We start from the raw sequence: 24,856 nt of genomic DNA, 5'->3' as shown, positions 1-24,856 counted from the left end.
TGTTCAGTGCAAATTCAGTGCATAGCCGGTGAATATCGGCTGCGTGCTTATCGAGCGGCCGCCTGTGAACGGCGCGCAAAGATCGCTCGCTCCACCGCGCGCGCCAGCGCGTTCAACGCCCAACCGGTCACACCGACCACGATCACGCCGAACAGAACCAGATCCATGCGGAACTGCTCACTGCCGTCGATCAGCGTGTTGCCGATCCCGCTGCCTGCCACCAGCAGATATTCCGCGCCAAGCGTGGCGAGCCACGAATAGATCAGCGCGAGATAGAGGCCGGTAAAAATCGACGGCAACGCGGCAGGCAGAATGACTGCGCGGATCAATTGCCAGCGCGAATAGCGAAAAGCGCGCGCGACTTCGATGTAGGCGCGCGGCACGGCGTGAATACCGTCACATGTATGCGCGGCGACCGGCAGCAACGCGGCGAGCGAGAGGAACACGACTTTCGCTGCATCGCCGAGACCGAACCACACGGAAATCAGCGGAATCCATGCAAACAGGGAGATCTGCTTGAACGTGTCGAAGCTCGGGCCAATCATGCGTGTGGCGAGCCGCGAGAAGCCGAGCACACTGCCAAGCAACAGGCCGCCAAGCGTGCCGATCACGAAACCGCTCGCTTCACGCACGAGCGAGGCGGAAAGGGCCTTGAAAAGCGCGCCGCTGACGATTTGCTGCCAGGCGGTGGCCATCACCTGCGCGGGGCTGACCAGCAAGCCGCTCTTGACGACGTGCGCGTCCGAGATCGCCCACCAGATCGCAATGGAGACGATGGGCAAGACGGCGCCGCGCCAGTCGACGCGTGTGAGCAGGGGCCGGCGCGGCCGCGCCGCGCGCTGGAAGGCGGCGGGCACGTTACTACCGCAGTCGCAGGACGCATCGGCTGACTGTTTCGATCCGGCAGGCCGCTTAAAGAGAGCAAGACTCATCGTGGATACCTCATATGCGGTGCGTGGCAGCAATCGGCGCCATTACCATTACTCGCGAAACGCCGACGGTTGACCGCGCCGCAAACGCGCTTCGAGCGCGTCGAGCGAACGATTCATCGCGTAACCGATGGCCCCGACCACGACCACCGAGGCCATCACCAGGTCGAGCTGGAACAGTTGCCGGCCGTAGACGATCAGATAGCCGAGCCCTTCGGAAGAGGCCACCAGTTCGACCACCACCAGTGCGAGCCAGGCCTTGGTGAACGCGAGCCGCACGCCGGTGGCGAGCGTCGGCACGGCAGCGGGCAGGACGAGATAGACGATCCGTTGCCAGCGGTTGTATTCGAAGACGCGCGCGACTTCATCGAGCGACGCGGGTGTCTGGCGGAATCCTTGCAGCGTGCTCAATGTCACGGGAACAAGCGCGGCATGTGCGATCAGGATGTATTTGAGCGGCTCGCCGACACCGACGAGCAGCAGTAGAAACGGCAGCCAGCCGAGCACCGGGATCTGCACGAGCGCATTGAAGCTCGGCAACACGTAGGCCTCGAAAGTGCGCGACAGGCCGAGCGCCGCGCCGAGCACAAAACCGACCAAGGTGCCCGCAACGAAGCCGAGCAGCACGCGCTGGAGACTGATGAGCGTATTGCTTGCGAGATCGCCGTTGCGTGTCAACTCGACAAAGGTGTCGAACACCCGCTCGGGTGGCGGCAAAATCTGCGGCGCGATCCAGCCGCGCTGGCAACCGGTCGCCCATAAGGCGAGCACGACGACTGGCAATACCCACGGCGCGAGATGCCAGGCGAGTGCGCGCAGGCGCGCATTGCGATAGAGCGGCGCGCGCTGCGCCGCGGCGGCGTGGCCGAGCCGTTCGCTATCGACCTGGAGTGCGGTTTCGCTCATCGTGATCGCTCCCGTTTTAGCTGAGCGGCTTGCCGGCAGCGTCGTAGCGCGTCCAGTAGTGGTCGAGTTTTTGCGCGCGCAGCGCGTTGTCGAGATACTTCGTCTCGAACCAGCCGTCGACCTGAATGGGTTGCCGGATCAGTTTGAGCTTCAGCGCATCCGCCGCGACCGCTTTATAGCGCGCCACGATGAACGGGTCGATCAACGGCGAATTGCGCTCCTTCAGACTTTGATTCGCGAACTCGGCCTGCCATGAGGAATAGGGCACGCCGCTTTTCGCCCACAGCTTGAAGAGCGCATCGCGGTTCGCTTCATCCGACGACCATTGCGCGCCCCGAACGAACACGTTGACGACGCGTTGCACGACATCCGGATGCGCGTTATCGAAATCGTCGAGTACCAGCAGATGCGCTTGACGCGTGAATTGCGGCCCATCGTTCTGCGATTCGTAGACGATTTTCGCGAGGCCCTGGTCGCGCAGCTTGTACAGGTGGTAGTCGTTGACCGACGCGTCGATCCCCTTGGACGCCAGCGCGGCGAGCGAGCTGGCGGTGTCGAGATTGATCACGCGCAGGTCGCGCTCTTCGAGCTGATTGGCGGCGAGCGCGTTGTCGGCGACCAGTTGCAGATTGGTGCCGCGAAAGATGGAGACGCGGCGGCCTTTGAGGTCCTTGATCGAACGCACGTCCGAATCCGTGGGCACGGCGATCTTGATACCGGTACGCACGCCCGAGGCGAGCAGGAGGTGAGTCTTCAGGCCGTTGGCGCGGGCGAGTACTGCAGGCAGATCGCCCTGAAAGGCGAAGTCGAGTGACTTGTCGGCAATCGCTTCATTCACGGCCGGGCCGGCGCCTTTGAAGAACAGCCATTCGACCTTGATGCCGTCGGCGGCGAATTCCTTTTCGAGCGACTGCTGCAATTGCACGGTCGCCGCGGGGGTGCCGCCGAAGGTAGGCGGGTCGCCCGTGCCCTGCTGCGCAACGCCGATCCGGATCACGGCGGGTTTGTCAGCATAGGCGTGAACCGCGGCAAGCGACAGGGTTGCCACGGCAACGAAAGATTTCAGCAGACGGAAATAGCGCATGCGGCGATACCGATGGATGGAAGAGAATGGAGTGCAAATGCTCAGATGGGCAGAGAGCTGGCACTACACGTTAGATTCGCGTGCCTTCGAATCCAACCAATCATTGCTGATAAGAAAATCTGCAGTAGTTCGAACCACGTTGCCTAAAAGGGTCCGTGCGGCACTGGCGCGGTGCAAGTGCGTGATTCCCGATTTGCATAGTTAAATTCGTCGTTTTGCGTGCGTGGATTGCATGGCTACCATGCGACGCTTCAGCCATTCATGCGAACGCGAGATCATGTCCACTGTTGCTTTTCCATCTACCGTCGCCGACCCGCAAGCGCCTGCGGGTAACACAGCGTCTCCCACTGTCATCCGTAGCGCACAGGATGTTTCGCGCATCGTCAATGCGGGCGCTGCAAAGGGCAGTAACGCACGCATCGTGATTGCGATCGCCCTGGGTGGAGTCTTTCTCGATGCTTACGACCTGACGTCGCTTGCTTACGGGATCAAGGACATCGCGCGCCAGTTTTCGCTGTCGCCGGTTCAGGTGGGATTCGTCTCGTCGGCGATCACGTTCGGCGCGATCCTCGGCGCGCTGTTCGGCGGGTATCTGACTGATCGCATCGGCCGTTATCGCGTGTTCATGGCCGATATGCTCTTCTTCGTGGTGGCGGCGATCGCAGCCGGTCTTGCGCCGAATGCGTGGGTGCTCGGCGGGGCGCGCTTTCTGATGGGCTTCGGCGTGGGGCTCGATCTGCCGGTGGCGATGGCGTTTCTCGCCGAGTTCTCGCGGGTGGCGGGCAAGGGCAACAAGGCGGCCAGTGTCGCCGCGTGGTGCCCCGCATGGTACGCGGCCACGAGCACCTGCTATCTGCTGATTCTCGGGCTGTACGCGATTCTGCCCGAGCATCAGCTTGGTTGGTTATGGCGTCTGACGCTCGCGTTCGGTGCGGTACCGGCCATCGTGATTATTCTCGTGCGCAGCCGCTATATCAGCGAATCGCCTGTTTGGGCAGCGAATCAGGGCGATCTCGAGGAGGCCGCGCGCATTCTGAAGCGCTCGTATGGCGTCGACGCAGTGGTTGAACGAAGCGCGACGCCGGTCAAGGCGCCGCGTGCGGCATCGTGGCGCAACTATGGGGTCCTGTTCAACGCCACTTACTGGCGCCGCACGATTCTTGCCGCGGTGATCGGCAGTGCTTCTTCGTTCGGTTACAACGCGATCATTTTCGGCTTGCCGGTGATCATCACCAGCTTCTTTCATCAGGGGCCGCTTACGACGATCATCGCGGCGCTCTCGCTGAATCTTGCATTTGCGTTCGTGGGTGGGCTGATCGGCGTGCGCACCGCGCCGACCGTCGGCGCATGGAAGATGACGGTGCTCGGACACTCGCTGCAGTTCGCCTCGCTTATTGGGCTCGCGCTGATCGGCAAACCGGGCAGCGATGCGCTCGTGGTGGTCGCGATCCTGTTGCTCGGCGGCTATCTGTTCGGGCAAGGTTTCGGACCAGGCTCCCATTCGATGACCTATGCGTCGCTGAGCTATCCGACCTCGCTGCGCGGAATCGGCGTGGGTTTCAACCAGACCTTGGTGCGTTCCGCGTCGACGGTCTCGCTATTTCTGTTCCCGGTTCTGGCTACCGCGCTGGGTACGAAGGTCTTCTGGTTGATCGCCATTGCGCCGCTGAGCTCGCTGCTCGTGCTGCTGGCGATCCGTTGGGAGCCGTCGGGGTACGACATCGACGCCGAGGACTACGCGGATTCAGGAGTGACGTCACGAGCGTAGGGCGCCACGAAACAAATAAGCAAAGCGAAATTTGTTGGTTTGGGTAAGCCTGCGGCGCCGCGATACTTGATCGTCCGATGCTCACGCCATTCGATTTCGACGCATCCGTCTGCTGTTCAACTCCCAGACCGAACCCGACACCATGACGCAATCCAATCACCCCGATCAGCCTGCGCTCGACACACTGCGGCTGATCGGTCCCTCACCCGAGAACTGGGTCCCGCCGCGCGATGGCATCGACCATAACGTGGTGGTTGTCGGCGGTGGACAGACCGGCGCGGCGTTCGCTTTCGCCTTGCGGCGCGCCGGCATCGGTCAGGTCAGCGTGATCGACGCCGCTGCCGATGAAGGCCAAGCGGGCGTCTGGTTGAATCGCGCCCGCATGAACAAGCTGCGCACCCCTAAATCATTGGTGGGCCCCGAGGCGGGTCTGCCGGGGCTGAGCTTTCAGGCATGGTATGAAGCGCGCTTCGGCGCCGCTTCGTATGCGGAGATCGACCGGATTCCTCGCACGCGTTGGGCAGAATATCTCGCGTGGTACCGGCATTTCCTCGAAATTCCGATTCGCTACGGCACACGGCTTACGCGAATCGAACCTACGGGTGAGCATTTTCGTTTGCATCTGGAAGTACGCGATGGCGCCACGGTGCGCAATATCGTGGAGACGGCACGCAAGATCGTCCTCGGCAACGGCGTTGCGGGTAACGGCGGGCCGAACATTCCTGCTGTGCTGAAGAGCCTTCCGCCGACACTTCGTGCTCACACCTCCGAGGCGATCGATTTCGCTGCGCTGCGCGGCAAATCCGTGGCGGTGATCGGCGGCGCGGCGTCCGCATTCGATGCGGCAGGCACGGCGCTCGAAGCCGGCGCAGGGCAGGTGCATCTGTTCGTGCGGCGTGAGCGGATCGCGTCGGTGCCGGTGACCCGCACACGCGCCTATCCCGGCGCGTACGACAACTATTTCCATCTGCCTGACGCGATTCGCTGGTCGCAGGCGCGACGCTTCCGAGTTGCCGGTTCGACGCCGCCAGTCGACGCCCTGGAGCGCGTCACACGCTTTCCGAACTTTCATCTACATCTCGGCGCGCCGTGGGCACGTGCAAGCGTCAGAGATGAGCGTGTGGAGACCGACGTGGCGGGTGAGTCGTTCGCATTCGATTTCGTCATTGCCGGCACGGGCTATGTGATCGATCCGGCACTGCGGCCGGAGTTGGCGCAGATCGCCGGGCATATCCGCCTGTGGCGCGATCAATACGTGCCCGCCGCGAGCGATAGCGACGACGCGCTGGGCGCGCATCCGTATCTCGGCGCCGCGCTCGAATACCTCGAGAAGGTCGAGGGCGAGGCGCCTTATCTGAAGAACATCCACGTCTACAACCCAGCGGCCTTCGTCAGTTTCGGATTGCCGGTCGGCGACGTGCCGAGCATGAAGCGCGACATTCCTGCCGTGGTTCAGCGAATCAGCCGCGATTTGTTTCTAGCCGATCTGGACGCGCATGAAGCACGTATTCACAGCGACATCGCTGCCGATTTCGACGATTCAATCTACGCACGGAGCGTCTGGCAGCGCGACAGGGTCGACGTCGCGTGAAGTGGACCCGAGCAAGCACGCGATCACGATAGTTCAACAAGGCGAGAGGCAGGAGCCGCTATGTCCACGCAGTTCGAATCGATCACAACAGGAACGCCGGCCATCAGCACGGACGTCGGTGACACCAACCGCGCCGTAACACGGCGTGGGCTTTCACGCGGTGTTCTGATTGCGAGCCTCGCTGCCATAGCGTGGTTCGGCAGCGCGGCGCTGACCGAGTGGTGGCCGAGTGCCGACGACTGGGCGTACACGAAAGAATTCATCGCGTTGAAGTTGGTGCTCGCGGCATTTGCTGTTGCGACGGCTGTCGCGGGATGGCGCAACCCGTCCACTCAGGCGACGACGCCCACGCGCACCAGCGCATGGCTTGGGGCAATGCCATGGCTGCTCGCGCTGGCGCTCGGCGTGAGCGCATGGGAAGCGATCACCGCACAACTCGAGTGGCTGCCGCGGCCCTTTTTCGCGCCACCGCAAGCGCTGATCGGCGTCTACGCCGAAGACTACCCGCGGCTTGGTTCGAGCGTCGTTCATTCGTTTGGACTACTCGCCTATGGCTACGTGTTAGGCGCGGCTGCTGGCTTCGTGACTGGCGTGAGCATTGGCTGGTCGCAGGCCGTGAGCTACTGGGTTCATCCGGTCCTGCGCCTGATCGGGCCACTGCCGGCTACCGCGTGGTTGCCGCTGGCGTTCTTCTTCTTTCCGTCGAGCTTCAGCGCGAGTGTGTTCCTGATCGCGCTGGCGACCGCTTTCCCGGTCGCAGTGCTGACCTGGTCGGGCGTAGCCGGCGTCAACTCGGCCTATTACGACATCGCGCGCACGCTCGGCGCGCGGCCCGCTTTCCTGATTCTGCGCGTGGCGATTCCGGCGGCGCTGCCGTCGGTCTTCGTCGGCTTGTTCATGGGCCTTGGCGCATCGTTTTCGGTGTTGATCGTCGCGGAAATGATGGGCGTGAAAGCGGGGCTCGGCTGGTATCTGCAATGGGCCCAAGGCTGGGCAGCCTACTCGAATATGTATGCCGCGCTGCTCGTAATGGCGCTGATGTGCTCCGGTCTGATCACCTTGCTGTTTCGTGTGCGTGATCGCCTGCTGGCCTGGCAAAAGGGATTGCTCAAATGGTAGCCGTACCCGAAGTGTTGAATCAGTCGGCCGCTGCTCGGCCGGTCCGCGACGGCGCGCGCATTGACGTGCGCCACGTCAGTCATCAATTCGCGCTGCGTGGCGCCGCGTTGCCGGTGCTGCACGACGTCAGCTTTACGGTCGAGCCGGGCGAGTTCGTCGCGCTGCTCGGCCCGAGTGGTTGCGGCAAGTCCACCTTGCTGCGGCTGGTCGCTGGACTCGATACGCCGACGCAGGGCAGCGTGCAGGCAGATGGAGCTGCAATTGTCGGTCCCGATCCGTCGCGTGTGGTGGTGTTTCAGGACCCGACCTTGTACCCATGGCGCACAGTGCGCGGCAATGTCGGGGTCGGTCCGCAGGCGCAGCGCGAACGCTTCGCGCGACGCAGCGGTCCGCAAGAGAAGCAGGCGCAGCAACGGATCGACGCCGCACTGGAGTTAGTCGGCCTTAGTGAATTCGCTGAAGCGTTTCCGCATCAATTATCGGGTGGCATGGCGCAGCGCGTGGCGCTGGCCCGCGCGCTCGTCAACGATCCGGCGCTGCTGGTGCTGGACGAGCCGTTCGGCAAGCTCGACTCCCTCACACGTATCCGCATGCAAGGTGAACTCGCGCGGCTCTGGCTGGACGCCCGCTTTTCCGTGTTGCTGGTGACGCACGACGTCGAAGAGGCGCTCCTGCTCGCCGACCGCGTGATCGTTTTCAGCGAGCGGCCGGCGCGTGTGGTCGCCGAAGTGCGTAACGACGCGCCGTATCCGCGCCATCGCGACGATCCGAAACTGGTGGCGCTGCGCCGCGAGGTGCTCGCCCAGCTCGGACTCGACACCTGAACGAATAGAACAATCGATAACGACCAGAGGAACAGTCAACCATGAATCCCTACGATGAATCTCCGCTGAGTCCGGCCCGCCGCGCGTGGTTGCGCAAGACGGCCTGGACCGCGGGCGCGGCGGCGCTCGGTGGTGCGTCGCTGATACCGGGAACGCTCGCGTTTGCTCAAACGCCGCAGGCTCCGCTTAAGCCCCTCAAGCTTTCCTGGAACGCGGGCGCGATCTGTACCGCGCCTGTTGCCGTTGCTGTGAAGCAGGGCTTTTTCGAGCGACACGGTTTACAGGTGGAACTCGTGAATTTTTCAGGGTCGACCGATCAGTTGCTCGAAGCAATCGCGACGGGCAAGTCCGATGCGGGTGTCGGCATGGCGCTGCGTTGGATCAAGCCGCTGGAGCAGGGCTTCGATGTGAAACTGACGGCCGGGATTCACGGCGGGTGCATGCGTTTGCTGGCCACGCGCGCGTCGGGCATCGTCGATGTGGCGGGACTGAAGGGGCGTACGATCGGCGTGAGCGATATGGCGAGTCCGACCAAGAATTTCTTCGCCATCGTGTTGAAGAAGATCGGCGTCGATCCGGAGCGCGATGTGAACTGGCGCCAGTATCCGGCGAACCTGCTCGGCGAAGCGCTGAAGAAGGGCGAAGTGCAGGCGATCGCGGATGGCGACCCGACGATCTGGTCGATCCGCGAATCCGACCACCTGTATGAGGTGTCGAACAATCTGTGCGGTGAATATCAGACGCGTTCGTGCTGCGTGCTCGGCGTGCGCGGTACGCTGGTGCGAAAGGATCGCGCCACCGCGCAGGCGTTGACGCAGGCGCTGCTCGAAGCGACGGAGTGGACTGCGAATCATCCTGCGGATGCCGCCGCGATTTTCTCGGTCTATACGCCGTCCGCCGATGTGAGCCAGTTGGCGGCGATGCTCAAGAGCCATACCGATCGCCACCATCCGGTTGGGGATGCGTTCAAGAAGGAGATCTCGCTTTATGCCGACGATCTGAAGGCGGTCGGCGTGCTTAACAGCGGGACTGATTCCAACCGTCTCGCGGATCGGGTGTTCTCGAACGTGCTGGCTTAACGGCGCCCCGTATCCGTCTGATATGCCGTCTGCGTCGATCGATAGTCGAATTTATCGTTTGGCCATGGCGGAAGGCATCGTTACGCTAATCGGCTTGCCTATGATGCGCCGACGCCATGATGAATCCGCACAACTCCCCGCCGTCGCGCGGCCGCCGTCGACTGCTGGGTCGCCTGGCGGCCGGCGGCCTGGTCGCTTCTCAAGCTGCTACCGCAAGTGAATTGCTCAAGCCGCTCGCGGTCGCGCAATCGAGCCGCGTGCCCGGTGCGCCCGTTCTCGAACATCCATACGGTGTGCCGTCACCGTATGAGGCGAATGTCGTGCGGCGGAGTGCGCGCGCGTGGCCACTGCCCGGCGCGGCTTCGTCGATGACGCCGCTCGCCGATCTGCACGGCACGCTCACACCCAACGGCCTGGTCTACGAACGTCATCACGGCGGCGTGCCCGACATCGACCCCGATCAGCATCGGCTGGCCATTCACGGCCTTGTACGCACGCCGAAACTGTTCACGATGGACGATCTGCTGCGCCTGCCGTCCGAATCGCGGATTCATTTTCTCGAATGCTCCGGTAATACCGGCAATGAATGGAATGGCCCGAGCGGCATGCCGGTGCAACTCACGCATGGTTTGTTGTCGTGCTGCGAATGGACCGGGGTGCGTTTGTCGACTTTGCTCGAAGAGGTGGGCGGTGTGACGGCGTCCGGCAACACAAGCGGCGGCGGCTGGTTGCTGGCCGAAGGCGCGGACGCCGCTGCGATGACGCGCAGCTTGCCGCTCGAACGGATACTCGATCGCGCGCTGGTGGTCTACGCGCAAAACGGCGAACGCTTGCGCCCCGAGAACGGTTATCCGTTGCGTCTGATCGTTCCCGGCTTCGAGGGCAATACGAACGTCAAGTGGCTGCGCCGGCTGAAGGTGGTCAATGCGCCGTTGCAAACGCGCGAGGAAACGTCGAAGTACACCAGCCTGCTCGCGAACGGCACCGCGCGTCAGTTTGCGTTCGAGATGGACGCGAAGTCGGTGATCACGCGGCCGTCGCCGGGACATCGTCTCACCACGCACGGCTATTACCCGATCACCGGTCTGGCCTGGTCCGGACGCGGGACGATCCGCAAGGTGGATGTGTCGACCGACGGCGGCGCGACGTGGCGTCCCGCGCGTCTGGACGGTGCGATCCTGGATCGTGCGCTGACGCGCTTTCAGGCGGACTGGCGTTGGGATGGCGGCGCTGCCGTGATTCTTTCGCGCGCCACCGATTCGACCGGCTATGTGCAACCGACCCGTGCCGAACTCGTCGCCGCGCGCGGCCTGAATTCGCAGTATCACTACAACGCGATCCAGCAATGGCGAGTGGATGCAAGCGGCGAGGTGCGTAATGCGTGATGGCCGCCGTTTGAGAGGTATGCCGGCGCGAACGGCACGGACCGCGCTGGCTGTGCTGGTGTCGCTCTCGGCGCTGGCATCGTGCTCATCGATCGCGCCGGGTGACCAGAGCGCCAGGTCGATCCACGAGATCGGCACGCCGCTCACGGATCAGGACCTCGCCGCCTGGAACATCGACATCGCGCCGGATGGCCGCGGCCTGCCTGCGGGCAGCGGCGACGTCGCCACTGGCGCGCACATATTCGCCGCGAAATGCGCGGCGTGCCACGGCGCGCATGGCGAGGGCGGTCTCGGCGATCAACTGGTCGGCGGGCAGGGCACACTGACCAGCGCGAAGCCGAAGCGCACCGTGGGCAGCTACTGGCCCTATGCGACGACGCTGTTCGACTATATCCGCCGCGCGATGCCTTACAACGCGCCCGAATCGCTTTCCGCCGACGAGGTGTACGCGCTCAGCGCATTTCTGCTCAACCAGAACGGCATCGTGCCGGCGAATACGCGGCTCGACGCAGCCTCGTTGCCGCGTGTGGCGATGCCCAATCGTGGCGGTTTCGTGGCTGATCCGCGTCCGGGGCAGCTATGAGGCGCTCGCGCTGATCGGATGGTCCGGGAGCGGGCCCGAAGCGACGCTAACTGATATTGCCGGCTCGCTCATGCAGTCGTTTTATGCAGTGGCGTCAAGCGGCTGGTGCAGCAGGCGCATTCGGCGTGTATTTCCGCAGCCGCTGGGAAATCAGATGCGAAGGCTTTTCGATCATCCGGTAAAACGCATAACTGATGGCGAATGCCAACGCCACCTGTACGAACCATGCGAATCGGGACGTCTCGTCGAATCGGGTCATTTCCAGCAGGGCGAGCGCCATCTTGTGGCAAAGATAGAGGCTATAGGACCACGCGCCAAAAGTAGCCAGTCTGGACCAGACGCCGCTTCTGGACGGCGTGGCAGTCTCCGCCGCGATCCAGACTGCCGCCAGGAACTGAAATAGCGGAAGCGTGATATCGGGCGTAATCAACGGCACAACGGCCGGTTTGAGATTCGATTCGGACAGCAAAATCATAATGGCCGCCCCGGCCGCGACAATTACCACTCTCAGCGCAACCAGGTGATTCGCGAGAAAACGGGTGCTTCGATCAAGGCCGCGCTTGATCATCAGGGTAAGCGGCGAATATGCGCCACGGATGTGGAACTGCTCCGCGTTGCGCTGAGTCTCCGCGATCAGGCAGCCGAAGATCCATCCAGCCGCATACAGTAAAGCCGTACCCGGAACGCCATACGTCTCAATGACGCAGCCGTGGCAAACCGGGTGCCCGATCAGACGAACCACGGCCACCATCACGCCTGCCGCAACCGCGCAGCCAACGATCATTTCGCCGATGTAGCGAAAGCGGGCGCGCAGGAGCGGATAAGCGGCGTAATACACCATCTCGCAGTAGAGCGACCACAGTACGGATTCCAGATAGTCCTGTCCGGTCGGCAAAGGTTGAACGAGGCACAGCAGGATGACCAGCGGTAATCCAATGCGGATGAATCTGGATGCGTAATAGTTGATCGGCTTTAGCGTCACATCCTTTTGATATGCGTTGTGGATGCAATAGCCGGAAATGACAAAGAAGACGATGACGGCGGCAGGGCCCGCGAACAGCGCTGTCGAGCCGGACCACAATGCGCCGCCGAGGATGGCGAGTTGATGAGACAGAAGTTCTTTAAACGCGGGGGGCTTGAAGTGATACATCAGGACCCAGAAAGCCGCGAGGAATCGAATCGCGTCGATCTTTAGCGACTTATTCAGATTCGCGGACGCTGACAAATTCAAGGTGATCGCCATTTTTGCCCCTTCTTCTATTCAGGCTGCGGCGATCTTACGTCTGTCATCAACAACAAAAATCGAAAAAAATGGGGAAATAAATGTCCCACCAGGCCTCAGTAAAATGCAATGCCGGACGATTGTTTTTGTCAGCGTCAGGGGCGGGTTTACAGCAATAGTTTGCGGCACTGACACAGGTTCTAGCTCGAATAGATTGATGCGGGCACAATTCAAAGCTAGGCTCTTTCGAAACCGAACAATAATTCGAGGCATAAGGATCCAATGACTCCATCGGAAAGCATTGACCAATTGATCGCAGGCATCACGGACTGGCGTGGCAAAACGTTCGCCAGCATCCGCAAGACCATCCTCGAAGCCGACCCGGAGATCATCGAGGAATGGAAGTGGATGGGAAGCCCGGTGTGGTCCCGCGACGGAATGATCGCGGTCGCCAACGCCCACAAAGGGAAGGTGAAGCTGACCTTTGCCCACGGGGCGAATCTCCCGGATCCCGACAAGCTTTTCAACGCGGGCCTCGACGGCAACGCGAGACGGGCGATCGATTTTTTCGAGGGCGATAAGGTCAATGGACCCGCTTTAAAGAAACTCGTGCGTGCCGCTATCGAGTACAACCAGACCAAATTGAAGAAAAATGCGCCTGCGAGTACTCGAGCTAAAGCACATAAAGCTAATGAGGCGTGATGCAATAGCGCTATCTGGGGGAAGCGCTTAGGCCGATTAATCTGATTGGAATATGTGTAGCGTTCAGCGCGACAGCAACGAAACGGTTGCGATGCCCAGGATCGTCATGACGAGCGAAGCCGCCACGTGAATGACGATCTCGCCTGCCGCCCAGCCGAGCCGGCCGTCCTGCAAGCGCTGCACGACTTCCGCTGAGAACGTCGAGAAGGTCGACAGGCCGCCCATCAAGCCCGTGATGATGAAGAGCCGCCATTCGGGCGCGATCTGCGGCGCCCGTGCGAACCCCGCGACCGCGACGCCGATGACATAGCCGGCGATCACGTTAGCGGCGAAGGTGCCGAGCGGCATACCCGTGAACAGGCCGTTCAAACGGATACCGAGAAACCAGCGGAACAGTGAGCCGAGCGCGCCGCCAATGCCGACCGCGAGAATGGACAAATACATGCAAAAGTACTCTGACGTAGTCAAAAGGTCGACAAACCGGGCTCGAGCGGGTGGCGTGATGCCGCGTCCGCAATCGTCCGGGCGAAGCAGGCATCATCAGCCATTGAGGGCGGTTAATGGAGAATGCCATCTCCAGCGCGCCAGTCTAGCATTGGCAGGGCATTGGGGACAGGTGAGAGCCATCGCGGCGCGCATGTGCACTCTGCGTGGTTTGGGGCGTGATCTAGAATGAATCGAGAGCCTGCGAGCATCTGCCGTGGGCCACTGCAACGCCGCAACTGCGCGGGAGGCCGACATGACGAAGGGCTACCAGCTCACGTTCTATACGGAGAAGAACCGGCGCCACGGCCATCAATCGGTCGTGGAATGTCTGCTGTCGATCGCGAAGCTCGTCGGCATTCATGGCGCGACCGTCGTAGCGGCGTCCGAAGGGGTCGGCCACGCAGGCGCACGGCACGCAGCGCGCTTCTTCGAACTGGCGGATCAACCGCAGATGGTGATCTTCGCGGTCACCGAAGGGGAGGCGGAAGCCTTGCTCGAGGCGGTGCGAGCGGGCAGCGTCCCGGTGTTCTACACGCGTTGCCCGATCGAATTCGGCCTGATCGGCGAGCATGGGGACGTGAAACATCCGGCACGCCGCTGACCCTGGTTTGCAGTTAATTTGCGGTCAATTAGCGGTTAAGCCATCAGCCGACGCTTGCATGCTCCGGCGTCGCCGAAATGCAAATCCGCACCGGGATGGGATTCGCACCGATCGCTCCCGATCCGGTAGTGCACCATCCTTTGCACCTCGGACAACGATGAAAGCAAAATGTAAGTGCGCAACGGTTTCATACTGGTCCTAACGTTCCAAATCGGGGCACAGCATTCGATTTGATTTACGTTTAATTCAAAAGCCTGACGTTTTATGCGGATTCGTTGTGCCCGGGTTCGTATTTGGCGGCACAAGCCTGGTCGGTGGCGCGCCGTCTTTGTCTTCCTGCGCAAACGCCGACATAATGTGCCGTCCCGCGCACGATCTGCCGGCCATCGACTTCCAATGCGCACGCATGAGACTGACCACTAAAGGCCTGTTGCTGATCGCAATTCCGGCCGTCTTCGAACTGGCGTTGCTGTCTGGACTCGTCATGGCGCAGGCCGACGCGACGCAAGCCGAACGGTGGGCCATCCATAGCGAAGACGTGCTGCGCCAGACCATCGCGATTCTCGATCCGGTGCTGAGTGAGTCCGTGGCGCTGCGCGGCGCGGTGCTCGCCAACGATACCCGCTTTACGACGCCGGTCACCTTGTGGGTCGACGTCGACCGTCGCATCGATCAACTGGCCGAGCTGGTTGCCGACAACCCGGCGCAAGTCGAGCGCGTGGTGCAGGTGCGCCAGGCCGTGCAGGGGTATCGGCAATGGTCGGACCGCGTTCAGGACATGCTGCATTCGGGGCGGCGGCGTGATCTGCTCGATCGCTTCCGCGAGCTGGCCTCGGCCGACGTGCTCGATCGCTTCCGTCAGCAGGTGGTGGCTTTCCAGGCTGAAGAGCGGCGCCTCGACACATTGCGCTCGAATGCCGCCGACGCCGCGCGTGAACGGCAACAGACGCTGATCGTCGCGGCCGTGTTCGGCTCCTTGCTATTCGTCGCGCTGGCCGTGTGGCTGTTCACGCGCGGCGTGCGCGGCCGGCTTGCGGTGCTGTCCGATAACGCCGGGCGCCTCGCGGGCAACGAGCCGCTGGCGCCGATCAGCCCGGGGCGCGATGAAATCGCCCGGCTCGATCTGACCTTGCATGAAACCAGCCGGCGCCTGCTCGAAGCCGAGCGCATCCAGGCGCGTTTCCAGTCCGATCTGGCGCGGCGCACCAGCGAACTGGCGCGCATCAACGAGACCTTGCGGCAACAGACTCAGGAAAACGAAATGTTCATCTATAGCGTGTCGCACGACCTGCGTGCGCCGCTGGTGAATCTGCAAGGCTTCTCGAAAGAACTGATTCGCGCGTGTGATGAGCTGCGCGTGGCCTTGCGCCAGTCGTCGCTCGCGGCAGAACCGCGGCAGCGCATCGAAAGGGTGGTCGGCGAGGATATCGGCGAGGCGCTGCATTTCCTGCAGACCGCCGTGCTGCGGGCATCTCATATCATCGACGCGCTATTGCGGCTGTCGCGTGTCGGCCGTGTGGAGTACCGGCGGCAAAAGGTCGAAGTGCGCGATATCGTGCCGCGCGTGGTCGATGCCATGCAAGGGTCGATCCGGGCGCGCCGGGCGCATGTCATCGTCGAGGATTTGCCGGCGGTGTGGGGCGACCCGACCGCGCTCGAACAGGTGTTCGCGAATCTGATCGGCAATGCGGTCAATTATCTGGATCCCGCGCGCGAAGGCCGGATCGAAATTGGTACGACGCCGGCACCGCCCGGTGTGCATTCGCTACGGATTTTCTACGTGCGGGACAATGGCCTGGGCATTCCGGCGGTCGCGTTGCCGCGGCTTTTCAATGCCTTTCAGCGGCTGCACGGCAATGTGGCGGCGGGTGAGGGCATCGGCCTCGCGCTCGTGCGGCGCGTGGTGGAACGGCACGGCGGACGCGTGTGGGCGGAGTCGAAAGAGGGCATTGGCACGACGTTTTACCTGTCGCTGCCTGAAGCCGACGTGCGGACGGCGCAACTGGCGGTTGAAACGCATGCGGCGCTGGCGGACGGGGTTCACGCGGTTCGTGCTGTGCGCGAGGGCCTCGGCGATCGTGATGGCCTCGCCCCGCGCGGCGGCGCGCCGGCGCATGCCGCCAATGCCGCCAATGCCGCCAATGCCGCCAATGCCGCGCCCGGTATCAGTACGCGGTAAAGAGCCGGCGCGGCTTGAGGAGTTTGCTGCCGCGTATCGACCAGTAGCAGCCGCAGACGAGCAGGATCGCCACGCCGGTCAGCGCCTCGCGCGGCGCCGGGTGCAGGCCGGGCAGGCCGTCCAGGGCGAACAGGCCGTGCGCGACGATCAACAGCGCCGCCCACAGCGAACACGCCGCTTGCACCAGCATGCGTGTGCCAGTCAGACGCCGCGCGCGGTTTTCTCGCGACCAGTTGGCCGGCGTACGCGCGCAGAAAAAAGCAATCGCCATCAACGTGACGGCGAGCATGACGATCCAGTCAGTCAGTTCCATCGAAAGGGGCTCCCAAGTCAACCGGCGACTATAGGAAAACCTTGCGTTGCGAACTATCGGACGAGTCTCAAATATGGGTGTGTTTTGCGAGCGCGCAGTGCCGCGAGGGCAAGGCGCTCGCTTGAGGATCAGAGTTCGATCCGGGTGCCGAGCAGCACGAGGAACTGACGCAGCCACTCAGGGTGAGCGGGCCATGCGGGGGCAGTGACGAAATTGGCGTCGGTGATCGCCGCATCGACCGGAATGTCGACGTACTCGCCGCCGGCCAGCTTCACTTCGGGTGCGCAGGCCGGGTAGGCGGAAATGCGCTTGCCGCGAATCACGTCGGCGGCAGCCAGCAGTTGCGCGGCGTGGCAGATCGCGGCGATCGGCTTGCCTGCTTCGGCGAACTGCCGCACGAGCTCGATCACCTTGTGGTTGAGTCGAAGGTATTCCGGCGCGCGGCCGCCTGCGATTGCCAGCGCGTCGTATTGACGCGGATCGGCGTCCTCGAACGTTGCATTGAGCGTGAATTGATGGCCGGGTTTTTCGGTGTAGGTCTGGTCGCCTTCGAAATCATGAATCGCGGTCTTGATCTTGTCGCCCGCTTTCTTGTTCGGGCAGACGGCGTCGACTACGTGGCCGACTGCCTGCAGTGCCTGAAACGGCACCATCGTTTCGTAATCCTCGGCGAAGTCGCCGGTCAGGAACAGAATCTTCTTTGCTGCCATCGCATGCCTCCTATTGATCAACGGAACACATCGAACGCTCAGGCAGTCTACTCCAACACGTTTGACAGAACCGCGACGGAGTACGCAATGAAGTATTTCGAATGGCGCGTACTGCACGCTGACCCGCAGCCAGGCAGCTTCGAGTCCGCGGGCTTCCGGGTGCTCGTCGAGGAGAGCGTGCCGCGCAACGGCGTATCATGGGCCCGTTTTCGCATGCGGAAGCCGCTCGATGCGGCTCACACTTAAATATGACTTTATCCATTCGTTCGCCGTTGTTGCGCCGCGTCGCGGTTGTTGCCCTCGTGTTCGGCGGCCTCACGGCTTGTCAGAAGAACGATGCGTCGGCGCAGGTCGCCGGCAAGCTCAACGATGCGGCGCAAGCCGCCGGTCAGAAGCTCGATCAGGCGGCCAGCTACGTCGGCCAGCAGGTCGATGCGACCAAGGCCGCCGCGCAGCAGAACCTCTCATCGGCGTCCGCGCCGTCGATCACGATCGATCCGGCCTCGCTGGCGTCGAGCGCGCAAGCCAACCTGCAAGGCGCGGCGAGCGCGACCAATGCGCAACTCGGCAAGGCGGCGGCGCTGACCGGCCAGGGTCTCGAGACGGCGGGGCGCAAGCTGCAGGAATGGTCGGCGCAAAGTTCGGCGTCGGCGGCGGGCGTTTCTGCTTCGGCGTCGGCATCGAGCGATTCCAGCGATGCGCAAAAGCAGATGGACAAGTGAGATGGCGGCCGGTGCGTCCGGCCGTTCGTTTGTCCGTTTGACAGTCGGATTAAATGTAATTACTATGGTTACACATAGTCGTCGCCGGGCAGGTTTGCTGTGAATACGAGTAGCCGGTTTGCATTTGCAGTGCATGTGCTCGCGCTGCTGTCGTTGCAGGAGGGCGTGCCGCTCTCGTCGGAGATGATCGCGGGCAGCGTGAATACGAATCCTGCGTTGATCCGGCGTTTGCTGAGCATGCTGGCCGATGCGGGCCTCACGACCTCGCAACTCGGTGCTGGCGGCGGCGCGTTGCTCGCCAAGGCGCCTGACGAGATCACCCTGCTTCAGGTGTATCGCGCGGTAGACGACGCGCAATTGTTCGCCATGCATCGCGAGGAGCCGAACCCGGCGTGCATGGTGGGGCGGCATATCCAGGTCGTGCTGCGCGGCATTATCGACGAAGCGCAGCAGGCCATGGAAGCGTCGCTCGGTGCACGCACGCTGGCTGATGCCACTGCCGACCTGATGCGCGCTGAACGGGCGCTGGAACGCAAGCGGCGTTCGCATGGCTGATGCGGCGACGAGTGTGGCAAAGAAAGTAGCAATGAGGCGGTATCGAAGGGCGCGCCCGATGTAGACGGAACCTGCGCACCTGAGAACGGACGGGGGCTTACGCCCCTCTTTTTTCCACGTTATATGTAATCAACGTAGTTACACATAAGCTAATGACAGGAGCATTGAAATGAGCAAACAGTTGAAGATCGCGTTGTTCGGCGCCACCGGGACGATTGGTTCGCGGATCGCCGCGGAAGCTGTCCGCCGCGGGCATCAGGTGACGGCGCTGGCGCGCAATCCGGCGCGCGTGCCGGCCGACGTGGCGAATTTCAAAGCCGCGCAGGCCGATCTGCTCGACGCCGCGAGCGTCGGCGCCGCGGTGCGTGGCCACGACGTGGTGGCAAGCGCATATGCGCCGCCGCACGACGATCCCGCGGCGGTGTCCAAGGCGACCCATGCGCTCGTCGACGGCGTGCGCGCAGCGGGCTTGAAGCGTCTCGTGGTGGTGGGTGGCGCGGGCTCGCTCGAAGTGGCGCCGGGTAAGCAGTTGGTCGACACGGACGGTTTCCCGGACGCCTATAAAGCGGTCGCACTGGCCCATCGCGATGCACTCAATTACTACCGCGGCGTTACCGACCTCGACTGGACGTTCTTCGCGCCGGCCGCGCTGATTGCGCCGGGCGAGCGCACCGGTACGTTCCGCACGGGCGCGAACACGCTTCTGGCCGACGCCGAGCGCAATAGCCGCATTTCCGCGGAAGACTATGCGATCGCCTTCGTCGACGAATTGGAGCAGGGCCGTTTCGTCCGTCAGATCGCGACGGTCGCTTATTGAGTCTTGACGGAGTGCCGGACCGCGCGCGGCTCCTGTCGTGCCTGGTCCGTTGCGCGCGCCCTGGCGGCAGTTCGAGGGGGTGAAGGCAGCCCGCCGTTCCTCGAACTTGCGCAAGCGTCCTAACATTCGGTTACGCATGTTCGGGCGCTGGTGGTGAAACTGCGGCTACACTGGCGTCTCCCGTTTTCTTACGGATCGCCATGCAGTCATGCCCATTGCGGCGTGAGTCCGGGGCCGCGCCGTCTAACGGCGGGCAACTGGCGACTCGCGCCGTCTTTCATTTTCCTTCCAGTCGTATCGGGCGCGGCATTCGCGCTCATGTCGCGGCGTGGTTCGGCGCGTGGGCGGCCACGGTCTGCCTCGTACTGACCCTCGGCATCGGATGGATGCCTGCGACCGCCCAGGCCGCCGGTGCCGGCACGCCGGTCATTCCGGCCTTGCAGAGCCTGATCAATAGCGCGACGGCAACGCCGGCGTCTGCGGCCTCGGGTGCCTCGGCCGCGGAAGCGGCCTCCGCGCCGTCGCCCGCGAGCCAGGCGGAACTGACGCGCTCGCTCGACAGCGTGATCACCACGCTCGACAACGACAAGCAGCGCACCGCGCTCGTCGCTCAGCTCAAAAAGCTGCGTGACGTGTCGCAAAACGCTGCGCCAGCCGCGCCCGCGTCCGCGACCGCCCAAACGAGTGCTGGCTTGCTCGGAGCGATCGCGTCGGGCATCGCGTCATTCGAATCCAATGTGCATCAGGGCCGCACGCCGGTGCGCTATTGGGGCGGGAGATTCAACGCGGCCGGCAACGAGCTCTACACGATCATTTCGGGCCAGGGGCAAGAAGGCTTCGGGCGCATCGTCTTTGCGATGATTGCCATGCTGGCCGGCTGGGGCGCGTGCGCCGGCGCGCTGATCTACGTGCAGCACCGGCTATACCGGCGCTTCGGTATCCTCATGGGGCTCAAACCGAATCCCACCACGCGCGAGCTGCTGATTTTCGCGCTGCGCCGCGTCGGCCCGTGGATCATCGCCTTTCTCGCCGCGTTGCTGTTCGTGCGCGCGATGCCCGATGCGCTCGGCCGCACCCTCGGCCTGGTGGTCGCCTATGCGATCGTCGCGGGTGCGGTGTTCTCGGCGATCTGTCTGATCATGTTTTCGCTGTTCGGCTCAGGACATCGGCGGGTTGCGGTGCACCTGCTGATCGAACACGCGCGGCGCGTGCTGTTCGTGGTGGGCATATGCGCTGCCCTCGGCGATGCGGCGGTCAATTACGACGTCGAGCATCAGCTCGGATCAAATCTCGCCGCGCTGATTTCGACGGCCGCCAACATGACGGCCGCCGTGCTCACCGGCTATTTCGCGCTGGCATTCCGCCGGCCGATCGCGCATCTGATTCGCAACCGGCCTTACGAGCAGCGCCACGATCACAGGGCCGCGACCGACGCGTTCGACGTGCTCGCCTCGCTCTGGCACTTGCCGGTGCTGGTGCTCGCCGGCGCGTCGGTGGTCGCCACGCTCGGCGGCTCGGGCTCCAGCGAAAACGTACTGCAGATTTCGGTGGTCACCGCACTGTTGCTGGTGTTCGCATTTTTCCTTTCGGCCATCGTGCTTCGTGTGACGCGCCCGCGCAGCCACCGCGCGCGGCGCCGCTCGCCTTATCTGTCGCGCCTGCTGCGCTTTTGCGGCACGCTGCTGACGCTGTTCATCTGGCTGTTCTTCTTTGAGCTGGCGGCACGTTTATGGGGCGTGTCGCTCGCGGAAGTCGTGGAGAAAAACGTTGCAGCGCGCGGGATTGCGCACGCGGTGACCGCGATCATTGCGACAGTGTTCATTTCATGGCTGCTGTGGATTCTGGTCGACACGGCAATAACCGAGGCCCTCAATCCGGGTGGTCCGCGCAACAAGTCGCGCAATCCGAGCATGCGGGCGCGCACGATGCTGCCGCTGCTGCGCAACGTGCTGCTGGTGACGATCATGACGATTGCCGGCATCGTCACCGCGGCGAACCTGGGCATCAATGTGACGCCGCTCCTGGCCGGCGCCGGTGTGATCGGCCTCGCGATCGGTTTCGGCGCGCAGTCGCTCGTGACCGACCTGATCACGGGGCTGTTCATCATCATCGAAGATACGATCTCGGTCGGCGACTGGATCGACGTGGACGGCGGCCACGCGGGCACCGTCGAGCATCTGTCGATCCGCACCGTCCGCCTGCGCGACGGGCAAGGCGCGATCCACGCGATTCCGTTCTCGCAGATCAAGATCGTCAAGAACCTGTCGCGCGACTTCGCCTATGCGGTGTTCGAAGTGCGCATGTCGTTCTCGACTGATGTAGATCAGATCACGCAACTGATTCGCGAAGTCGGCGCCGATCTGATGGCCGACTTCCGCTACCGGCGCGAAATGCTCGGACCGATCGAGGTGTGGGGGCTCGACCGCTTCGATCCGAACTGGATGGTCGTGAAAGGGCAGATCAAGACGCGGCCGTTGCAGCAATGGAGCGTGGCGCGCGCCTTCAATCTGAGGCTCAAACGCAAGATGGACGAAGCCGGCATCGAGATTCCGGTGCCGCAGATGCGGGTGTACACGTCGTCGAAGGATAGCGAGGGACAGCCTTTGCCGGACGATGAACTGCCCGAGGTCGGCCCGCATGGGCATGGGCACGCGCATGCTGAGGCGGCGGCTGCCACGCGGACCGCGCACGCTGCGATGGCGGTGGCGCGCGATGTGTCGCACGAACCGCGTCCGGCACCGCCGCCGACCGGGCAGACCGCGCCGATTCCGCCGCAGATTCCGACGGCCGGAGAAGCGGGTGGTAAAAACTGATTGGGCTGGATGCGAGGCGAGGCTAGCGGACCTTGGCACGGTCCGCGTCCGCCGTTCGCGTCTTTAGGCAGAGCCTACTGGTTTCAGACGAGCGCCGGCGCGTCGGCTGCGCGCACGATGTCGTTGACGTGCGTGGCGATCTGCGCGCCTGCGACACCGTAGATATGCAGCGAGACGGCAGGCGCGTCGCTGCAATTACCCAGCCGGTGAATGCCGCCCTTGCCGCCGCGTACAAACGACACAGCTCCGGCATTGCGCGCCTGGGTACGCGTGGCGCTTGCGCAGTGCTGCGCGCCATTCCATTCGAAGACCGTTTCGCTCAGCGTGCCGTCGAGCACCGCGTAGCCGCACCACGTGTGGTGCGCATGCACCGGGCTTGCCTGGTGCGGCAGCCACACCAGCGCGGCGATCGCATAGCGGCCGTGCGGATCGGCGGCCAGCAGATGACGGCGGTAATTTTCAGTGGAGCCTTCGCGTTGCGCCGAGGTGAGCAAATCGGGATTCGCCGCGGCTTCGGCCAGCGCGATGCGCATGCTGCGCGCGAAGAAGGTCGAATCGGACGGTTCGGGAAATTTCACGCAGGCTTCGAACATGGCGTCGAGTGCGTCGCACAGGTGCGTAAGCGGCGCGGTGCGGTGCGCGCGCGAGGGCGTTTCATTCGCTCCGGCAAACTGTGCGGCATGGGCTGAGGAACGGGCGGCGGGTGTTGAACGGAGGTCTTGGCTCATGATCGCGGCGCAGCGGCATGGCTGCTTATCGGCTATTTTTGGATAGACATATTTATACCGGTTTGCCCGGAGAAAGAGTTTCCATATAATTCCCCCTGAAGTCTTAAAAGTAGAATAATTTCCTATGGGGGTGTGAAGATGGGAATGGATATCATCGATCGGAAGCTTCTTGAGCTGCTGCAGGAAGACGCAACCATGCCGATCGCCGAACTGGCGCAGCGCGTGAATCTGTCGCAAACGCCGTGCTGGAAGCGGCTGCAGCGTCTGAAAGAGACGGGTGTGATTCGCGCTCAGGTGGCGCTGTGCGATGCGCGCAAGTTAGGCGTGGGTACCACCGTATTCGTCGCGGTGCGCACCAACCAGCATACCGAGGCCTGGGCGCAGACCTTTACGCGCGCGGTGCGGGAGATTCCGGAGGTGGTGGAGGTGTACCGGATGAGCGGCGAAACCGATTACCTGCTGCGCGTGGTGGTGTCCGATATCGACGACTACGATCGCGTCTACAAGCTGTTGATCGCCGCGGTGCCGCTGTACGACGTGAGTTCGAGTTTCGCGATGGAACAGATCAAGTATTCGACGGCGCTGCCGGTGCGGCCTTCGGCGGTGGTGGAGGGGCGCTGACTGCAAGCCGTGTGCAAGCTCAGTGGGCGTAGAATGCCGCCTTCCCAGACACTATCCGCGACTGCCTCGCGAACCGAGCCCGCCTCATGAACAAACCGCCGCGCAAGAAGAACCCGACCTTTGGCATTGCTGTTTTCATCGTGGTCGCGGTACTGCTGGTGATCGCCACGCTCTTCTATAACGCCATCACGGAAAAGCGCGAATTCGATCGCCAGAACGCGCCGGCGCCGACGATTTCATCGGACGCGGTGGCTGCGGCTGCTGCGGCTACCGCAGCGAAGCCCGCAAGCGGCGCCGCGCAATAAGGCGACCCGAGCGTTTCACTCGTCCGGCAGGCGAATGACGCTCGCATCCTTGCGAATCTGCGCCGACGCCGTCAGCATCTGCTTGCATTGATGGGCGAGCAATTTCATGTCATGCACGGCATCCGCCGAGTGGTCCGGCGATTTCTCCGTCCCGACCACCATCGCATCCAGCTCACGCGACAATTGTTTGATCTGCTCGGCCTGATCGGCGGGCGGGGCGCTGCCGGCTTCGGCTTCGGTCAGATTGTCGCGGACCGCGCTCAGGGCACGTTGCAAGGGCTGTAGCGAGACGTTGTCGGCCCGCTGCGCGGAGGTGCGCAGCAACGGCGCCGCCACCGTGATCTGCGAGGCGAGCACGTGGCTGCGCACCAGCAGGTCGTTCAATTCCGGCACGAACTTCTGCGCGGATTTTGGTTCGAGCATCATGCGCTGGAACGCCTGGCCCAGATTGGCGAATGCCACGTGGACGTTCTTGCGCGCGAGCCGGTAGCGATAGTCGCGATCGAGCGCTGTTGCAGCGGCTGCGGCGGCAGGGGATGCCCCGCCGACCGGCTTGGCGGTCGGGTTGCTGATCGTGGTGGTGCCGGCGCCGGTTGCACTGGTGATCGCGCCGGGGCTTGCGCCAAAGCTGCTTGCATCTGTGGTTGCACCAGCACTTGCGCCGGCTTTGGGAGCAGCGTTGCCGCCCGCATTCGCTCCGGCGTTTGCCATCGCAAGCGCGGGCGTGCCAAGCTCGATCGCCGGATCCGCCATTGCCGCGGCGGGGGGCGACCCGCCGGGCTCACGCAACGGAGGGACGACCGCGCGGGGCGGG

The 24,856-nt window shown here is 63.2% G+C and carries 25 protein-coding genes, 1 pseudogene and 1 riboswitch; of the genes and pseudogenes, 17 read left to right on the top strand and 9 right to left on the bottom strand.

The genetic code is table 11. The annotated features are described in order from the left end of the window. Window positions 1-47 precede the first annotated feature (47 nt). Genes FSO04_RS13105 through FSO04_RS13095 form a run of 3 tightly spaced genes read right to left on the bottom strand, consistent with a single transcriptional unit; the run spans window position 48 to window position 2,919 of the window. A complete protein-coding gene (locus tag FSO04_RS13105; RefSeq protein ID WP_154560088.1) occupies window positions 48-932 on the bottom strand; it encodes an ABC transporter permease in 885 nt (294 codons plus the stop codon). Window positions 933-980: 48 nt separating this feature from the next. Continuing rightward, window positions 981-1,835, bottom strand: a complete 855-nt coding sequence (locus tag FSO04_RS13100) for an ABC transporter permease (RefSeq protein ID WP_154560087.1) — start codon at window positions 1,833-1,835, stop codon at window positions 981-983. Between the two features lie 16 nt (window positions 1,836-1,851). Beyond that, window positions 1,852-2,919, bottom strand: a complete 1,068-nt coding sequence (locus FSO04_RS13095; protein ID WP_154560086.1) for an ABC transporter substrate-binding protein — start codon at window positions 2,917-2,919, stop codon at window positions 1,852-1,854. A gap of 277 nt (window positions 2,920-3,196) precedes the next feature. Here FSO04_RS13095 and FSO04_RS13090 point away from each other — a divergent pair, with 277 nt between their 5' ends. The 7 genes from FSO04_RS13090 (at window position 3,197) to FSO04_RS13060 (ending at window position 11,268) form a co-directional block, all read left to right on the top strand. Next, window positions 3,197-4,687, top strand: a complete 1,491-nt coding sequence (locus FSO04_RS13090; RefSeq protein WP_154560085.1) for an MFS transporter — start codon at window positions 3,197-3,199, stop codon at window positions 4,685-4,687. A gap of 142 nt (window positions 4,688-4,829) precedes the next feature. Then, the gene (locus FSO04_RS13085) at window positions 4,830-6,278 is read left to right on the top strand and encodes a SidA/IucD/PvdA family monooxygenase (protein WP_154560084.1); all 1,449 of its coding nucleotides are present in this window, start codon (window positions 4,830-4,832) and stop codon (window positions 6,276-6,278) included. Between the two features lie 60 nt (window positions 6,279-6,338). Further along, entirely contained in the window at window positions 6,339-7,397 is a 1,059-nt protein-coding gene (locus tag FSO04_RS13080) for an ABC transporter permease (protein WP_154560083.1), read from the top strand. Next, window positions 7,391-8,221 carry an ABC transporter ATP-binding protein gene (locus FSO04_RS13075; RefSeq protein ID WP_154560082.1) on the top strand — a complete coding sequence of 277 codons (831 nt, stop codon included), beginning with the start codon at window positions 7,391-7,393 and terminating at the stop codon, window positions 8,219-8,221. The genes FSO04_RS13080 and FSO04_RS13075 overlap by 7 nt, the downstream gene beginning before the upstream one ends. 41 nt (window positions 8,222-8,262) lie before the next feature. Continuing rightward, window positions 8,263-9,300, top strand: a complete 1,038-nt coding sequence (locus tag FSO04_RS13070; protein WP_154560081.1) for an ABC transporter substrate-binding protein — start codon at window positions 8,263-8,265, stop codon at window positions 9,298-9,300. Between the two features lie 116 nt (window positions 9,301-9,416). Beyond that, the gene (soxC, locus tag FSO04_RS13065; RefSeq protein WP_154560080.1) at window positions 9,417-10,685 is read left to right on the top strand and encodes a sulfite dehydrogenase; all 1,269 of its coding nucleotides are present in this window, start codon (window positions 9,417-9,419) and stop codon (window positions 10,683-10,685) included. Continuing rightward, entirely contained in the window at window positions 10,678-11,268 is a 591-nt protein-coding gene (locus FSO04_RS13060) for a c-type cytochrome (protein WP_154560079.1), read from the top strand. Before soxC ends, FSO04_RS13060 begins: the two co-directional genes overlap by 8 nt. 94 nt (window positions 11,269-11,362) lie before the next feature. Here FSO04_RS13060 and FSO04_RS13055 read toward each other — a convergent pair whose 3' ends face one another. Continuing rightward, entirely contained in the window at window positions 11,363-12,511 is a 1,149-nt protein-coding gene (locus FSO04_RS13055; RefSeq protein WP_154560078.1) for an acyltransferase family protein, read from the bottom strand. A gap of 261 nt (window positions 12,512-12,772) precedes the next feature. On the opposite strand from FSO04_RS13055, the gene FSO04_RS13050 reads away from it, so the two are divergent. Continuing rightward, complete coding sequence (locus tag FSO04_RS13050) at window positions 12,773-13,192, top strand: DUF1801 domain-containing protein (RefSeq protein WP_154560077.1); 420 nt, start codon at window positions 12,773-12,775, stop codon at window positions 13,190-13,192. A gap of 63 nt (window positions 13,193-13,255) precedes the next feature. Here FSO04_RS13050 and crcB read toward each other — a convergent pair whose 3' ends face one another. Beyond that, window positions 13,256-13,636 carry a fluoride efflux transporter CrcB gene (gene crcB / locus FSO04_RS13045; RefSeq protein WP_154560076.1) on the bottom strand — a complete coding sequence of 127 codons (381 nt, stop codon included), beginning with the start codon at window positions 13,634-13,636 and terminating at the stop codon, window positions 13,256-13,258. A gap of 80 nt (window positions 13,637-13,716) precedes the next feature. After that, window positions 13,717-13,779: riboswitch (Fluoride riboswitch) on the bottom strand. 152 nt (window positions 13,780-13,931) lie between these two features. On the opposite strand from crcB, the gene FSO04_RS13040 reads away from it, so the two are divergent. Both FSO04_RS13040 and FSO04_RS13035 read left to right on the top strand, forming a co-directional pair. Beyond that, window positions 13,932-14,279 (top strand): DUF190 domain-containing protein, encoded by a 348-nt coding sequence (locus tag FSO04_RS13040; RefSeq protein ID WP_154560075.1) that lies wholly within the window; start codon window positions 13,932-13,934, stop codon window positions 14,277-14,279. Window positions 14,280-14,685: 406 nt separating this feature from the next. Then, the gene (locus FSO04_RS13035) at window positions 14,686-16,458 is read left to right on the top strand and encodes a sensor histidine kinase (protein ID WP_154560074.1); all 1,773 of its coding nucleotides are present in this window, start codon (window positions 14,686-14,688) and stop codon (window positions 16,456-16,458) included. Here the strand turns inward: FSO04_RS13035 and FSO04_RS13030 are convergent. Next, window positions 16,445-16,771: a hypothetical protein gene (locus FSO04_RS13030; RefSeq protein WP_054034668.1), complete on the bottom strand. Its 327-nt coding sequence runs from the start codon at window positions 16,769-16,771 to the stop codon at window positions 16,445-16,447. The genes FSO04_RS13035 and FSO04_RS13030 overlap by 14 nt on opposite strands. A gap of 128 nt (window positions 16,772-16,899) precedes the next feature. Further along, the gene (locus FSO04_RS13025; RefSeq protein ID WP_154560073.1) at window positions 16,900-17,481 is read right to left on the bottom strand and encodes a DJ-1/PfpI family protein; all 582 of its coding nucleotides are present in this window, start codon (window positions 17,479-17,481) and stop codon (window positions 16,900-16,902) included. An 87-nt stretch (window positions 17,482-17,568) separates the two neighbouring features. Between FSO04_RS13025 and FSO04_RS13020 the strand changes: the two genes are divergently transcribed. The 5 genes from FSO04_RS13020 to FSO04_RS13000 all read left to right on the top strand — a co-directional run bounded on the left by FSO04_RS13020 (window position 17,569) and on the right by FSO04_RS13000 (window position 22,388). Continuing rightward, on the top strand, window positions 17,569-17,727 hold the full coding sequence (locus FSO04_RS13020) for a hypothetical protein (protein ID WP_233464822.1): 159 nt from the start codon (window positions 17,569-17,571) through the stop codon (window positions 17,725-17,727). Window positions 17,728-17,729: 2 nt separating this feature from the next. Continuing rightward, on the top strand, window positions 17,730-18,203 hold the full coding sequence (locus FSO04_RS13015) for a BCAL1086 family glycoprotein (RefSeq protein WP_166618177.1): 474 nt from the start codon (window positions 17,730-17,732) through the stop codon (window positions 18,201-18,203). Window positions 18,204-18,302: 99 nt separating this feature from the next. Continuing rightward, window positions 18,303-18,758, top strand: coding sequence for an Rrf2 family transcriptional regulator (locus FSO04_RS13010; RefSeq protein WP_168435666.1), 456 nt, complete (start codon window positions 18,303-18,305; stop codon window positions 18,756-18,758). Window positions 18,759-18,927: 169 nt separating this feature from the next. Continuing rightward, the gene (locus FSO04_RS13005; RefSeq protein ID WP_154560072.1) at window positions 18,928-19,575 is read left to right on the top strand and encodes an NAD(P)-dependent oxidoreductase; all 648 of its coding nucleotides are present in this window, start codon (window positions 18,928-18,930) and stop codon (window positions 19,573-19,575) included. Between the two features lie 200 nt (window positions 19,576-19,775). Next, a complete protein-coding gene (locus tag FSO04_RS13000) occupies window positions 19,776-22,388 on the top strand; it encodes a mechanosensitive ion channel family protein (RefSeq protein ID WP_154560071.1) in 2,613 nt (870 codons plus the stop codon). An 83-nt stretch (window positions 22,389-22,471) separates the two neighbouring features. Here FSO04_RS13000 and FSO04_RS12995 read toward each other — a convergent pair whose 3' ends face one another. Then, the gene (locus FSO04_RS12995; RefSeq protein WP_154560070.1) at window positions 22,472-23,116 is read right to left on the bottom strand and encodes a cysteine dioxygenase family protein; all 645 of its coding nucleotides are present in this window, start codon (window positions 23,114-23,116) and stop codon (window positions 22,472-22,474) included. 138 nt (window positions 23,117-23,254) lie between these two features. Between FSO04_RS12995 and FSO04_RS12990 the strand changes: the two genes are divergently transcribed. Further along, on the top strand, window positions 23,255-23,737 hold the full coding sequence (locus FSO04_RS12990; protein ID WP_054034665.1) for an Lrp/AsnC family transcriptional regulator: 483 nt from the start codon (window positions 23,255-23,257) through the stop codon (window positions 23,735-23,737). An 86-nt stretch (window positions 23,738-23,823) separates the two neighbouring features. After that, on the top strand, window positions 23,824-24,042 hold the full coding sequence (locus FSO04_RS12985) for a hypothetical protein (RefSeq protein ID WP_154560069.1): 219 nt from the start codon (window positions 23,824-23,826) through the stop codon (window positions 24,040-24,042). Window positions 24,043-24,057: 15 nt separating this feature from the next. Here the strand turns inward: FSO04_RS12985 and FSO04_RS12980 are convergent. Continuing rightward, window positions 24,058-24,856: pseudogene (locus FSO04_RS12980) on the bottom strand (AraE protein); the annotation flags it as partial.

Origin of the sequence: Paraburkholderia madseniana (assembly GCF_009690905.1) — a bacterium.
In the GTDB taxonomy this organism is placed as follows: Bacteria; Pseudomonadota; Gammaproteobacteria; order Burkholderiales; family Burkholderiaceae; genus Paraburkholderia; species Paraburkholderia madseniana.
Note: the sequence above shows the minus strand (reverse complement) of the source record. Positions and strands in the feature narration are given on the sequence as shown.